Annotated in this window: 12 protein-coding genes; 9 read left to right on the top strand and 3 right to left on the bottom strand. The window is 67.9% G+C overall.

Annotated elements, in window-relative coordinates; translation table 11 throughout:
- Positions 1–1065: a hypothetical protein gene (locus tag ACFXN1_RS05470; protein WP_379443472.1), complete on the bottom strand. Its 1065-nt coding sequence runs from the start codon at positions 1063–1065 to the stop codon at positions 1–3.
- A gap of 140 nt (positions 1066–1205) precedes the next feature.
- On the opposite strand from ACFXN1_RS05470, the gene ACFXN1_RS05465 reads away from it, so the two are divergent.
- The 3 genes from ACFXN1_RS05465 to ACFXN1_RS05455 all read left to right on the top strand — a co-directional run bounded on the left by ACFXN1_RS05465 (position 1206) and on the right by ACFXN1_RS05455 (position 3368).
- On the top strand, positions 1206–2438 hold the full coding sequence (locus tag ACFXN1_RS05465; protein ID WP_379443474.1) for a lipase family protein: 1233 nt from the start codon (positions 1206–1208) through the stop codon (positions 2436–2438).
- 101 nt (positions 2439–2539) lie between these two features.
- On the top strand, positions 2540–2818 hold the full coding sequence (locus tag ACFXN1_RS05460) for an alpha/beta hydrolase-fold protein (protein WP_379443475.1): 279 nt from the start codon (positions 2540–2542) through the stop codon (positions 2816–2818).
- Positions 2808–3368 carry an alpha/beta hydrolase gene (locus tag ACFXN1_RS05455; protein WP_379463513.1) on the top strand — a complete coding sequence of 187 codons (561 nt, stop codon included), beginning with the start codon at positions 2808–2810 and terminating at the stop codon, positions 3366–3368. Before ACFXN1_RS05460 ends, ACFXN1_RS05455 begins: the two co-directional genes overlap by 11 nt.
- Before the next feature lie 24 nt (positions 3369–3392).
- Here ACFXN1_RS05455 and ACFXN1_RS05450 read toward each other — a convergent pair whose 3' ends face one another.
- Positions 3393–5105 (bottom strand): PucR family transcriptional regulator, encoded by a 1713-nt coding sequence (locus ACFXN1_RS05450; RefSeq protein WP_379443476.1) that lies wholly within the window; start codon positions 5103–5105, stop codon positions 3393–3395.
- 232 nt (positions 5106–5337) lie between these two features.
- Here ACFXN1_RS05450 and pruA point away from each other — a divergent pair, with 232 nt between their 5' ends.
- The 6 genes from pruA to ACFXN1_RS05420 all read left to right on the top strand — a co-directional run bounded on the left by pruA (position 5338) and on the right by ACFXN1_RS05420 (position 12328).
- Entirely contained in the window at positions 5338–6996 is a 1659-nt protein-coding gene (pruA, locus tag ACFXN1_RS05445; RefSeq protein WP_379443478.1) for an L-glutamate gamma-semialdehyde dehydrogenase, read from the top strand.
- On the top strand, positions 6996–7955 hold the full coding sequence (locus ACFXN1_RS05440; protein ID WP_379443479.1) for a proline dehydrogenase family protein: 960 nt from the start codon (positions 6996–6998) through the stop codon (positions 7953–7955). Before pruA ends, ACFXN1_RS05440 begins: the two co-directional genes overlap by 1 nt.
- A 306-nt stretch (positions 7956–8261) precedes the next feature.
- Positions 8262–9143: a class I SAM-dependent methyltransferase gene (locus ACFXN1_RS05435; protein ID WP_379443480.1), complete on the top strand. Its 882-nt coding sequence runs from the start codon at positions 8262–8264 to the stop codon at positions 9141–9143.
- 58 nt (positions 9144–9201) lie between these two features.
- Entirely contained in the window at positions 9202–9747 is a 546-nt protein-coding gene (locus ACFXN1_RS05430; protein ID WP_379443500.1) for a GNAT family N-acetyltransferase, read from the top strand.
- 389 nt (positions 9748–10136) lie between these two features.
- Positions 10137–11564, top strand: a complete 1428-nt coding sequence (locus ACFXN1_RS05425) for an amino acid permease (protein ID WP_379443482.1) — start codon at positions 10137–10139, stop codon at positions 11562–11564.
- A gap of 80 nt (positions 11565–11644) precedes the next feature.
- Positions 11645–12328: a hypothetical protein gene (locus tag ACFXN1_RS05420; RefSeq protein WP_379443483.1), complete on the top strand. Its 684-nt coding sequence runs from the start codon at positions 11645–11647 to the stop codon at positions 12326–12328.
- A 44-nt stretch (positions 12329–12372) separates the two neighbouring features.
- On the opposite strand, the gene ACFXN1_RS05415 is transcribed toward ACFXN1_RS05420, so the two are convergent.
- Positions 12373–13035: an HAD-IA family hydrolase gene (locus ACFXN1_RS05415; protein ID WP_379443485.1), complete on the bottom strand. Its 663-nt coding sequence runs from the start codon at positions 13033–13035 to the stop codon at positions 12373–12375.
- Between the last annotated feature and the right edge of the window lie 173 nt (positions 13036–13208).

The raw sequence follows: 13208 nt of genomic DNA, 5'->3' as shown, positions 1-13208 counted from the left end.
TCAGGGCAGGGCATGCAGCCAGAGTCTGCTGCGGTCGGCCTCGGTGGTGGCCAACAGCAGGGCGGCGGGCAACGCGATCATGCGAGCCCCGGGGGCGCTCACCGGCAGGGAAATCTGTTGCCATTCAGTGCAATTCGGCGTCATCGACGCCAGCTGCACCACGTGGTCGAGCGCCACGAGACCCAGGACGCGCGACGCGGTCGGCAGGACCTGCAGCACGTCGACCGTTGACGCGCCCGGACCGGGCACGGCGTCGGCCTCGGCCGACGGCCAGCACAGCACGTGTGGTGTGGCGCCGATGGATTGGCCGAGCACCGTGCAGCCGGCACTGCCGCAGCCGACGCGCGCGGCGACGGCATTCGCCCCCGGCAGCTCGTGACGCTGCCATCCGAGGCCGTCGGGCGAGGTCCACACCAGTGGCCGAAGGATGTTGTCGCGCAGAGTTTCCCCGACGATGACGAAGCCCTGCGCGCCGGTGCCGACCCCGGCCGCGCCGGTCTGTTCGCCGGGTGCGGACGACAGCGCCGGATCGTCCGCGTGGCGTTGCCAGTCGGCGCCGTCGGCGGAGGTCCAGAACGCGGCGCCGTAGCGGCCGTTGTCGCCGTCCCAGCCGCCCACCAGCAGATCGGTGCCGCCGCGCGCGGCCGCCGCCGTCACCGCGATGGCGTGCGGACCGCCGAACATCTCCATGGCCTGGGTGTGTTCGGTGAGGCCCCGGCCGTCGCCGCTCCAGATGGTCATGCGCGGATTGCTGTGCGCGCCACCGAAAGCCTGACCCAGCACCACGGTGTGCGTGCCGGTGCCCGCCGAAATCAGTTCCGCCAGTGCGCCGTACGGGCTGTCGGGCCGGACGGGGACAGATGTCCAGCGCGTGCCGTCGGGGGAGGACCAGGCGGCCGGGGCGCGTCCGTCGCCGACCGGAATCGAGCCCAGTGCCAGCACGCCGCCCGCGATCGGCGCGAACTCCAGCACCCGCGCCCCGTGCTGCGGCAGTGATACCTCGCGCCAGGGCGAATCCGATGGCCGCGCAGCACACCCGGCCGCCAGCACGAGAACTGCGACCACGACGATTGACCACCTCATTGGGACAGGGTGTCAGACCGATCCGGCGATTTGTCGGTTGTGCGCGTTTCCCGCGGGACTCGAACCGCCGCGCCGAGGCAAATCCGGGCCGCACACCAGACGGCGTGTGACGATCTCTCCTCGTGGCTGCTGTCCGGTTCACACGGATATGGATGCTGGTGGCGCTGGTGACGGCGCTGCTCCCACTGCATGCGCACGCCGATCCCATCTCGGATCTGCTGAATCCGGCACACGATCCGGCCAGCGTGCTGCCGTCGCCACCGACCGACCCCTTCTTCACGCCCGGGCCCGGTTTCGAGGCCCGCCCGCCGGGCAGCGTGCTCTCGGCCCGTACCACCGACAGCCTGTTTCCCGCCGCCCGCGCCTACCAGCTGCTGGTGCGCTCCACCGACTCCCACAATCAGCCGGTCGCCATCGTGACCACCCTGCTGCTGCCGAACGAGGCGTGGAAGGAATCAGGACCGAGACCGCTGGTGTCGTACAACCTTCCGATCTCCTCGCTGGGGCAGTCCTGTGCGCCCTCCACGGAACTCAAGCGGGCTGTGTCGGCCGATGTCGTGGCGATCCGGTTGATTCTCGCCAAGGGCTATTCGGTGGTCGTTCCCGACCACCAGGGCCCGCGGCAGGCATACGCGGCGGGGCTGATGGGCGGGCATGCCGTGCTCGATTCCATCCGGGGCGTGACCCGCGCGAACATGCCGGAGCTCGGGCCGGCGACACCGGTGGTGATGACGAGCTATTCCGGCGGTTCGATCGCCACCAGCTGGGCGGCGCAGCTCGCGCCGACCTACGCGCCGGAGATCCGGTTGGCGGGCGTGATAATCGGGGGGACTCCGGCGGATTATCAGATGCTGCTGCCCGCCATGAACGGCAACTGGGGTACCGGGGTCCTGCTGGCGGCCGTGCTCGGGCTGGCGCGCGAGTACCCGGAACTGATGGGCCTGTTCAACGACAACGGGTGGCGGTTGGCGCGGATGTTCCGCGATATCTGCATTTCACAGGAGACGGCGCTCGGGCTGATCACGCCGCTGCGGGTGGACCAGCTCTCGGTCGTGCCGGATCCATTGAAACTGCCTGCGGTGCAGCGGATTCTGGAAGAGAACCGCCCCGGCCGCAGCGCGCCGGCCGCGCCGGTGTTCCTCTTCCACGGCGTCAATGAGATCTTCGTTCCCTTCGCGGGCGCGCAGCATCTGTTCGACGACTGGTGCGCGCGAGGCGCCCGGGTGCGGTTGCAGCCGTTCCCGGGAGAGCACTTCATCGTCGGCGCGCTGTCCATTCCACTGACCACCGGGTGGATCGAGGATCTGCTGGCCGGTCGGCTGGTGCCGCCGGGGTGCACCGGTCCGGGTCGCTGACCAGCCGCGGAAATTTCGCTGACATCCCGCAAAATATCTTCGGTGCCGCTGCCATTGAGTCATCGGCGGCGCGGACGCGAATATCGGTGTACTCGGCCGCCATGGACCGCACGGTCACCGTCGATGTACTGCATCCCGCCGATGACGAGCCGCGTCCGACCTACTATCTGCTCGACGGTGTGGATTCCGGTGCCGCGGAGACGAATTGGACACAAAAGACCGATATCGTGTCGTTCTTCGCCGACAAGCGCGTCAACGTGGTGCTTCCGGTCGGCGGCAAGGGCACTTTCTATTCCGATTGGCAGCTTCTATTCCGATTGGCAGCAGCCCGATCCCGCACTCGGCGGGGCGCAGCGGTAGGAGACCTTCCTGACCAGTGAGCTGCCACCGCTGATCGACGCGCAATTCCGGAGCGACGGGCGCAACGTCATCGGCGGGCTGTCCATGGGCGCGCTCTCGGCGGTCACGCTGACCACCCGGCATCCGGAGCTGTATCGCGGGGTGGCGGCCTTCAGTGGTTGTCTCGACACCGTGAGCGCGAGTGCCAGGCTCGTCATCCGGAATTCGGTGAGGTGGATGGGTGGCAATCCGGAGAATATGTGGGGAACCGATGCCGATCCGGCGTGGCGGGCGCACGATCCGCTCACCAATGCGCCCGCACTGCGCGGGAAGGCGGTGTACGTCTCGGCGGGAAGTGGGATTCCGGGACCGGAATCACTGACCGACCCCCTCATGCCGCAGGCGGTGACGTTCGGTGCGGTGCTGGAATATCTGGTGCACGGTTGTACCGAATCGTTCCAGCGGCGATTGCAGGACCTCGGTGTACCGGCCACCGTCGTATTCCATCCGCTGGGCACGCATTCCTGGCCGTATTGGCAAGAGGATCTGCATGAATCGTGGCCGATTCCGGAAGCGGCGCTGACGGAATAGGCCGGTACCACACTGGGCGGTTGCTCAGCGCTGGGTCGGCCGGTGCCGAGTCCGGTCCGCGCCGCGGCGGTGGTGGGCCAGTTGCAGTTCGAGCAGTAGGCGATCGGCCGGGTCGTCGAGGTCGATGCCGGTGATGTCCTGGGCGCGGCGCAGGCGGTAGCGCAGCGTGTTGGGGTGGATACGCAACGCGGTGGCCGCGGCCCGCACATCGCCGTGATGGCGCAGGTAGTGGTCGACGCTGGCCTCGAGTTGCGCGGCGTGGCCGCGGTCGTAGTCGAACAGGACGGTCAGGCGCGGGTCCTCGAGTTCGGGGCGGGCGGCGATCAGATCGAGGATCTCGCCCAGCAGGACGGCCGTACGGGATTCGGCGAGGGTGGTGACCCGATCCTTCGGGAAGCCCGCCGCGGTGCTGTCCAGGACGCGGTCCACCTCGAGGCGGGCGCGGGCGACGTCGGTCAGCTCGGCGACGGGAACGGCGATGGCGGCGCGCAGGATCGGGGCGCCGGTGGATTCCAGCTGGTCGACCAGCTGCCGGGTCCAGGCGGTGACCGCGCGGGCCGAGTGGTAGCGGGGGAGCAGGATGTAGGCGCGGTCACCGATGAGGGTCGCCAGCGAGTCGCGGCGGAAGGCGCTCGCGCGCAGGCGAAGTGTGCTGCCCATCGCCGACAGTTCCGCGGCGGCGGGGATCGCGCCGGTGGATGCGAACCCGATGAGCGCGGCCGGGCCGGTCACCGGGATACCCAGCGCACTCGCCACCGACGGCACATCGACACCCCCGCCGCGCGCGCCGAACAGGCGCTGGATCAGCAGGGCCTCGGTGGAGGGTGCGTCCAGGCTGCGCGAGATGATGCGCGCGGCAATCGCCGACGCGCCCCGCAGCACTTCGGCCGCATCGGACTTGAACGGCCGCTCGCCCTCCTGCAGCCAGATCGATCCGAGCACGGTGGCGGCGCTACCCTCACCCGGCCGCCGAATCCCCACGGCCAGACGGTGTTTGATGTCGATCTCGGCGTGCGCGGGCAGGTCGACCACCTCGTCGGTGTGCCGCAGCCGGTCGAAGACACCCCACTGCTGCAGGATCCGCAGATACTCGCGCGGCCCCTCCCGGCCCAGGATGGATTGGATCCGCAGCCGGTCCGCGGCATCGTTGGAGGCCGAGTAGGCGAGCACGTGCGAGTGCGCATCCTCGATGGTGACCATGCCGCCCGCGTTCTGCGCGATGATCTGCGCCAGCCCGAACAAGTCGGTGTCCGCGGCCAGCAGATCCTGGTCCGCGCTGTCGCGGGCCGGGCCCGTGCGATCCAGCATCCGCCGGATCAGCGGGTACACGTGATCCCATCGGGCCTGCGGGTGCACCCCGACCACCGCCACCCCCGCCCGCAGCGCGGCCCGCCGCAACCCGCCCGCCGCGGCCGCGGACTTCGACAGCACCGCGCGGGGTCGCTGCGCCGGTGCCCGCTGGGCGACCTCCTCGAGCCACCGCACGGCCTCGGCCTCGGCGATCCCCACGTGCAGGTACATGTCCGACATGGGTGCGTGCGCAACGGTTTCCGAGCTCAGGTCCGAACTGTCGACCAGTGCCACCGACCGGATGGCCACCTCGTCCCCGAGCGGTGCGCCGACCAGTTCGACGAGCGTCGTGCCCAGTGCTCCCAGCAGTTCCCGCAGCGCTACTCCGGTTCGATCGAGCTCGGCGGCCCGCAGACCGGTGGAGGTGTGGCGTTCATCTGCGGTCATGCTGTCTCCGGTGTTCAAAGCCTGGGTACTGCCGCGCCGACGCGCTCGGCCCTGCGGGTCGTGGCCGGAACAGCGCCATCGATCCGGGCACGAGCGCGTCAGCGATGTTCAGCCGAACGTACAACAGGTTCGGTGGTTCTTTGGCTGATCGGCTCAATATCCGTGGCGCGATTCGGGGTTGACTCGGCGTACTCGCCCGGTGACACGGGCCACAATCCGCCAGGAGGTTGTCATGGACGCCGTCACAGTCACTCCACCGCCGGTGAACGAACCGGTGGAGACCTTCGCTCCCGGCACCCCGGAGCGCGCGCGACTGCAAGCCGAGCTCACCGAACTCGCCGCGACGCCGCTCGAGATTCCGCATGTGATCGGTGGACGCGAGCGGCGGAGTGCGGGGGAGGTGGTGGATGTCGTGCAGCCGCACCGGCATTCGGCGGTGCTCGGGACCATCACGGTGGCCGAGGCGCGGGATGCGGCCGACGCGATCGAGGCGGCGGCCGCTGCGGCGCCGGGATGGCGGGCGCTGTCGTTCGACGAGCGGGCGGCGGTATTCCTGCGGGCCGCGGATCTGCTGGCCGGGCCGTGGCGGGAGACGGTGGCGGCGGCAACCATGCTGGGGCAGTCGAAGACCGCGTATCAGGCCGAGATCGACGCGCCGTGTGAGCTGGTGGATTTCTGGCGGTTCAATGTGCACTTCGCGCGCGGGATCCTCGCCGGGCAGCCGATCTCCACGCCGGGGGTGTGGAATCGGGTGGAATACCGGCCGCTGGAAGGGTTCGTGTACGCGGTCACGCCGTTCAACTTCACCGCCATCGCGGCCAATCTGCCGACCGCGCCGGCACTGATGGGCAATACGGTGGTGTGGAAACCCTCACCCACACAGGCGTTTTCGGCCTATTGGACGATGCGGCTGCTGGAGGCGGCGGGGCTGCCGCCGGGCGTGATCAATCTGGTGCACGGCCACGGTCCCGAGGTGTCGGCCGTGGCGCTGGCCGATCGGCGGCTGGCGGGCATTCACTTCACGGGTTCGACGGGGACGTTCCAGCGGCTGTGGCGCACGGTCGGCGAGAACATCGCCGGCTACGACACCTATCCGCGGCTGGTCGGCGAGACCGGCGGCAAGGATTTCGTGGTCGCGCACAGTTCGGCGGATCCGGACGTGTTGAGCACGGCGCTGATTCGCGGGGCGTTCGATTACCAGGGGCAGAAGTGTTCGGCGGCGTCGCGGGCGTTCATTCCGAAATCGGTGTGGTCGCGCATGTCGGGGGACTTCCTGGGCAAGGTGTCGGAGCTGACCTACGGCGACGTCACCGATTTCACGAATTTCGGTGGGGCGCTGATCGATCGGCGCGCCTTCGACCGCAATGCCGACGCCCTCGCGCGGGCCAAGGCGACACCCGGTCTGACCGTGCTCACCGGTGGGCGCGCCGACGACAGTGTGGGTTACTTCGTCGAGCCGACCGTCCTGCTGGGCGAGGATCCCGGTGACGAAGCGTTCCGAACCGAGTACTTCGGGCCGATTCTGGCCGTGCACGTCTACGACGACGCGACGCCGGGCGGGTTCGACGCGGTGCTGGATCTGGTCGATCGCGGGTCCTCGTACGGGCTCACCGGCGCGGTGATCGCCGACGACCGGACGGCGGTCGCGACGGCGTCCGAGCGGCTTCGGTACGCGGCGGGCAATTTCTACATCAATGACAAGCCGACCGGCGCGGTGGTCGGACAGCAGCCGTTCGGCGGATCGCGGGGCTCCGGCACCAACGACAAGGCCGGGTCGGCGCAGAACCTGCTGCGCTGGACCTCGGCGCGCACCATCAAGGAGACCTTCGTGCCGCCGACCGATCACCGGTATCCGCACCAGGCCGTCGCGACGGAAGCGGGGGAGCGCTGATGTTCACGACCGTGCTGCGTCCGGCGCTGCTGGCGGCCTCGCGGTCGGCGCGGGTGGAACGGACGGTGACCGGGCTGGCATCGACCCGGAAGATGGTGCGGCGCTTCGTCGCCGGGGAATCCGAGGCGGATGCCGCGGCGGCCACGGGGACGCTGCTCGACTCCGGGCGGTACGTCAGCCTCGACTACCTGGGCGAGGACACCACCGATCTCGCGCAGGCGCGCGCCACCGTCGCCCACTACCTCGCCCTGCTCGAAACCCTGGGTGGTCTGCCCGGATCCACGAAGGAGGTGCGGCCACTGGAGGTTTCGCTCAAGCTCTCCGCACTCGGCCAGGCGCTGCCCCGGGACGGCCACGCCATCGCACTGGAACACGCCCACAAGATCTGCACGGCCGCCGCGACGGCGGGGGTCTGGGTCACCGTGGACGCCGAGGACCACACCACCACCGATTCGACCCTGTCCATCGTGCACGCGCTGCGGACGGACTTCCCCTGGGTGGGCACGGTGTTGCAGGCGTACCTGCTGCGTACCGAGGGCGACTGCCTCGACCTGTCCGGTCCCGGATCGCGAATCCGCCTGTGCAAGGGCGCCTATCGCGAACCGGCCGGGGTCGCGTACCAGGGCCGCGACGAGGTGGACGCGTCCTATCTGCGCTGCCTCGACATCCTCATGCGCGGCCTGGGCTATCCCATGGTGGCCACCCACGACCCGGTGATGCTCGACGCCGCCGCCCACTACGTGCGGGCGGCGCGGCGGTCGCCGGACCGCTTCGAATTCCAGATGCTCTACGGCATCCGCGACGACGAGCAGCAGCGGCTGGTCGCCACGGGCGCACACCTGCGCACCTATGTGCCTTACGGCGACCAGTGGTACGGCTACTTCATGCGCCGACTGGCCGAGCGCCCGGCCAATCTCGCGTTCTTCCTGCGCTCGTTCGGACCGGGCGCGAGCCGCTGAGGATTTCCAGCCGACCGGTTGGATAAGGATGTTCACCCTCGAAGTCGGCGACACCGACACCCCATCGGGTTGAGACCCCGCCCCGTCCGGGCTCCGCTGGGCCAAGCGCAGGGCACCGGCCGGGCCCGCGTAGCGCACCGGCGCACGTTACCTGCGGGTGAACTCCTGCTCACAAGGCTTCAGTCCGGTATGTGAGGTCGCCTAGGCTCGGCAGGGTGCTCGACCTCCCAGATGGAGGTGACGAGGGAGCGGGCTACCTCGGCTGCTGTCCACGGCAGTGCTCGATCGCACGAAGGATCCGCCATCATGACTGTCGATCTACCCGTGCTTGGTGAGGTCCGATCTCGCGACGAACTCCCGGATGAATTCTTCGCCCTGTTTCTCGACCCGACCCGCACCTACAGTTGCGCGCTGTGGACTCGCCCGGACGACACCCTGGAACGAGCCCAGTCGGCGAAGATCGACCTCGCGTTGGCCAAGTGCGGTCTGCAGGCGGGGATGACCTTGTTGGATGTCGGCTGCGGCTGGGGTTCGACCATGTTGCGCGCCATGGACGCCTATGGGGTGAACGCGATCGGGTTGACCAGCAATCGCCATCAGTACCGGTATGTGCGGGACCGGCTCGTCGACCGGCTGATCCGCGGCCGCCCCTACGGCGGAGTCCGGCGGCAGGATTGGGAGGAATTCGACCGCCGCGTGGACCGCATCGTGTGTATCGGGACGCTGGAACACCTCCACCCGCAGCGCTACGCCGATTTCTTCGATTTCGCCTACCGGATCCTGCCCGATAACGGAGTGCTGTTGGTGCAGACCGTCGTCGCACCGGGCCGCGACCCCTCCGATGCCCACCAGACGCGTTTCGCGAGTACCGATTCCGTGTTCACGCCCGGGACTATCCTGCCCTTCGACCGAGTTCCGCCACCGACCGGCCGCAACCCCAAGGGGGTCACCGAGTACGCGGAAGATGCCGGATTCACCATCGCCGGAATCGGGAAACTGGGACCGCACTACACCACCACACTGCAGAACTGGGCCACCGCGCTGCACGAGCACCGCGATCGGGCGATCGAACTGGCCGGGCGCGACACCTACAACGCCTACATCAGCCATATGACCGGGTGGGCCGACTACTTCCGTCACGGCCACCTGGACGTCATGCAGTTCACCTGCATCAAGATCGGGTCGTGAGGACGGTTCGGCGCCGTCGTGGCCGAGGCCGCTGCGCGCCGCCGGGGTGCCGGGGGTGATGTTGGCCGACACCACCACCCCGGTCCAGTCTCGAGTAGCCGAATGCCGCGTATTCGGTCGGGCAGCCGGGGTCAGCCTCGTCGGGTTAGCGTTCGGGCCATGGATCTGCTGTTTCGGCGTGCCGAGAACACCGATGCTGCCGACATCGCTGGTGTGTGGCTGCGATCGTATGCCGCAGCGCTGCCGATGGTCAGACGTGGGCACCGATGCTGCCGTTCGGCGCTGGTTCTCCGATGTGGTTGTGCCCCAGCAGGAGACGTGGGTTGCAGTTGCCGACGGTGTGGTCCGCGGGCTTTTGGTTCTCGATGCCGGCGAACTGGAACAGCTTTATCTGGAACCGTCATGGCGGGGTAGTGGCCTCGAGGACCGGTTTGTGGACTTGGCCAAGCGGTTGAGACCGAACGGGCTGGGATTGTGGACATTCCAGGTCAACGAACCCGCGCGGCGATTCTATGAGCGGCACGGATTCGTCGAGGTCGACCGAACGGACGGCTCGCGGAACGAGGAGCGCGAGCCGGATATCCGCTTCGTATGGCGGCCATGAACTCCGTCGCGAACGCCCCCGCCGTCTGCGGCAAGATCGTGTTGTAGAGGATCCGGCACCGATGGACCTCCATGTCCAGAGCGTCGCCGTTGGAGATCACACCACGGAACGTGTAGGTATGGGCCGATCAACTCGGCGACCTTGACTACCGAAACCCCCGAGCCACAGGGCGTTCCGCGCGATAGCGGCTCGGACGACGCGGCGGGTAGGCGCACTGCACAACACACACGCCGAACACGAGAGCTTTGGCCGATAAGACGACGATTCTGAACTTTATTTAACCAACCGCCCGATCACAGCATCGGCCATGGTCCGATTAGCTGAGCTAGCTCGAGTGTGACCTGCGTTACCGCAGAGTGGCGGTGCGCAGCGGAACGAAAGGATCCCGCATGTCTTTTGCGGAGTTGCGCGGCCAGATTCTGCGCCGCAAGCCGATCTCGGAGGTAGACGACGACACGCCTGCGGACGAGCGGCTGTCGAAACACCTCGGTCTGTGGCAGCTGACGGCCATCGGGGTGGGCGGCATCATCGGCGCGGGCATCTTCGCCCTGGCCGGGTCGGTCGCACACAATACGACCGGGCCCTCGGTCCTCATCTCGTTCCTGATCGCGGGTGTGGCCAGTGCGTGTGCGGCACTCTGCTACGCGGAATTCGCGGGCATGGTGCCCAGAGCGGGGTCGGCCTACACCTACGGGTATGTGTCGCTGGGTGAGCTGGCAGGCTGGTTCATCGGGTGGGATCTGCTGCTCGAGTACGTGGCGGTGGCGGCGGTGGTCGCCATCGGCGTGTCCGGGTACTTCAATTTCCTGCTCGATCAGATCGGAATCACCTTGCCGCACTGGATGCTCGGGGCCTCCGGCACCGGGGACGGGCATGTGGTGGATGTGTTCGCGATCCTGTTCTGTCTGGGCAGCGCGTGGGTGCTGTCGCGCGGTATCAAGAGCGTGGGACGGTTCGAGACGGTCGCGGTGGGGATCAAGGTGGCGATCGTGCTGCTGATCATCGTGCTCGGCCTGTTCAAGATCGACAGCGCGAACTACCACCCGTACTTCCCGTTCGGCACCGGCGCGGTGTGGACGGGCGCGGCCACGGTGTTCTTCGCCGTCTTCGGCTATGACGCCATGAGCACCGCAGCCGAGGAGTCCACCGAGGCGAAAAAGCATCTGCCCAAGGCGATCATCTACTCGCTGGCCATCGCCATGGTGCTGTACGTGCTGGCCACGCTGGTGCTCACCGGCATGCAGAAGTACACCGAGATCAGCCCGACCTCCGGGTTCTCCACCGCGTTCAAATCCGTGGGGATGCCGGGCATCGCGAACATCATCGCGATCGGCGCCATCGTCGGCATCATCACCGTGGTGCTCACCTTCATGCTGGGCGTGACCCGCGTCTGGTACGCCATGAGCCGCGACGGGTTGCTGCCGGAATGGTTCGCCAAAACCCATCCCACCCGCAAGGTTCCCACCCGGGTGACCTGGATCGTGGGCGCCGGCTCGGCGATCCTGGCCGGGCTGCTGCCCATCAATACCGTTGCGGAGCTGACCAATATCGGCATCCTGATGGCGTTCATCGTGGTCAGCGTGTCGGTGATCGTGCTCCGCTACACCCGCCCCGACGAGCCGCGCGAATTCCGGCTGCCGCTCATGCCGGTGGTGCCGGTGGTGGGCATCGGCTTCTCCATCTACCTGATCTGGTCGCTGCCGTGGGAAACCTGGGTGCGCTTCGTGGCCTGGCTGATCGTCGGCCTCATCGTGTACTTCGGCTACTCCCGCTTCAACTCCCGCCTCGGCCGCCCGGCCTCGATCGAAAACATCTGAGCCGGAAAGACTCCGGGCGGCGCACCGACGCCGGCGCCGCCCGGACCCGGTTCACACCTGCCGCGGGCTAGTCTCGCGGCGTGATCTTCGCGCTGGCTTTCACCGGAATTCCCACGCTCTTATGGGCTTTGGCGGCCCGCACCTGGATGGGGCGGTTGGTCGGTGCCGCGGTCCTCGGCGTCCTGATGCTGGCCGAGTGGGCAGCGGGTAACGGATGGTTCGGCAACGATCTGCGGGACTACGGGCCGATGGGTCTGGCTGCGGTCGGGATCGTCGTGGCGGTCGCTGCACCATTCGCCGAACTTCCGCTGACGAGAAACCTCGGCGAAGAATCCCGAATCACCAAGGTACGCATGTTCTTCGGGCACTGCGTCGGTCTCGTCTACTCCGGCCTGACAGCCTTGCTGCTCGCGGGGATGCTGATCTTGGGCCTGCTCGTGACCAAAGCCCCCGCCGCAGACGCCATCCTGCTCCTGCCGAGCCCGCTGGTGATGATCAGCACCGAGAACCAGGGTTGCACGAGCGGAGATTCGACCGACGCCTGCACACGGGCGTACTCCATCAGCGGCCCGGGCACGCCCGAGGAGATCGCTGCCCGGATAGAACAACACCTCCACGACACGTACGGCTGTTCCCCTTTGCCGAGCACCTCTCTCGACTGGTTCAGCCCGGGCTGTCGCACGGACCGATTCGAAACAGCGAGCGTGTACATCAGAAACAACACCGTCAGGGTTTATCTCAGGAACCTCACCGACTTTTTGTGATCCGCGCCGACCGGAGACTCGGAAGGGATGAGGCCCGTTCGGGGTCACGCTGACACGTGGATGTCGATCGAGCCGTCCGGGCGCGGGGCGATCCGAATATGGGTCAGGTCGGGGACGTGGGCGGTCGGGTTGAGGGTGGCGGCGCGGGGGCCGACGCCGATGACGCGCATGCCTGCTGCCTTGGCGGCGGTGATGCCTGCTTGTGAGTCCTCGAAGACCAGGCAGTCGTCGGCTGAAAGGCCCAGTTCGGCGGCGGCTTTCAGGAAGCCTTCCGGGTCGGGTTTGCTCACCGTCACCGATTCGGCGGTGATGCGGATCCGGGGGATGGGGAGGCCGGCGGTGGTCATCCGGGTTTCGGTGAGGACGTGGTTGGCGGAGGTGACCAGGGCGTGGGGGAGGTCGGCGAGGGCGGCCATGAACTCCGGGGCGCCGGCGATGGGTATGACGCCGTCGACGATGGTGGCTTCCTCGGCGAGCATGCGGTCGTTGTCGGCGCGGTTGAGCTCGGCGGGGCGGTCCGGAAGCAGTTCGGCCATGGTCGCCCAGCCCTGGCGGCCGTGGGCGACGGCCAGCACATCGGCTGCCGCCAGGCCGTGCTCGGTGGCCCAGCGTCGCCACAGCAACTCCACTACGGCTTCGGAATTCACGAGTGTGCTGTCCATATCGAGCAGGAGGCCGCGGGCGGCAAGCGTGGCATCAACCGTCATAAGCTGGTTATAACCACAAGATACCGGGCATGCAATATGTCTCGAATCCGTGTCGCGGGCAACGAATCCTCGCACTTCGCACCTCGGAGCCACACAGCTGCAGGCCCGTGCCGGACCGGTCTATAACGGTCGTTATGGTCGACGGAGGCTATTCTCCGACGAGACGGAGGGCC

The sequence above is a fragment of the Nocardia sp. NPDC059154 genome (genome assembly GCF_042755705.1).
Classification (GTDB): Bacteria; Actinomycetota; Actinomycetes; order Mycobacteriales; family Mycobacteriaceae; genus Nocardia.
This window is presented reverse-complemented; position numbering and strand designations above follow the sequence as displayed.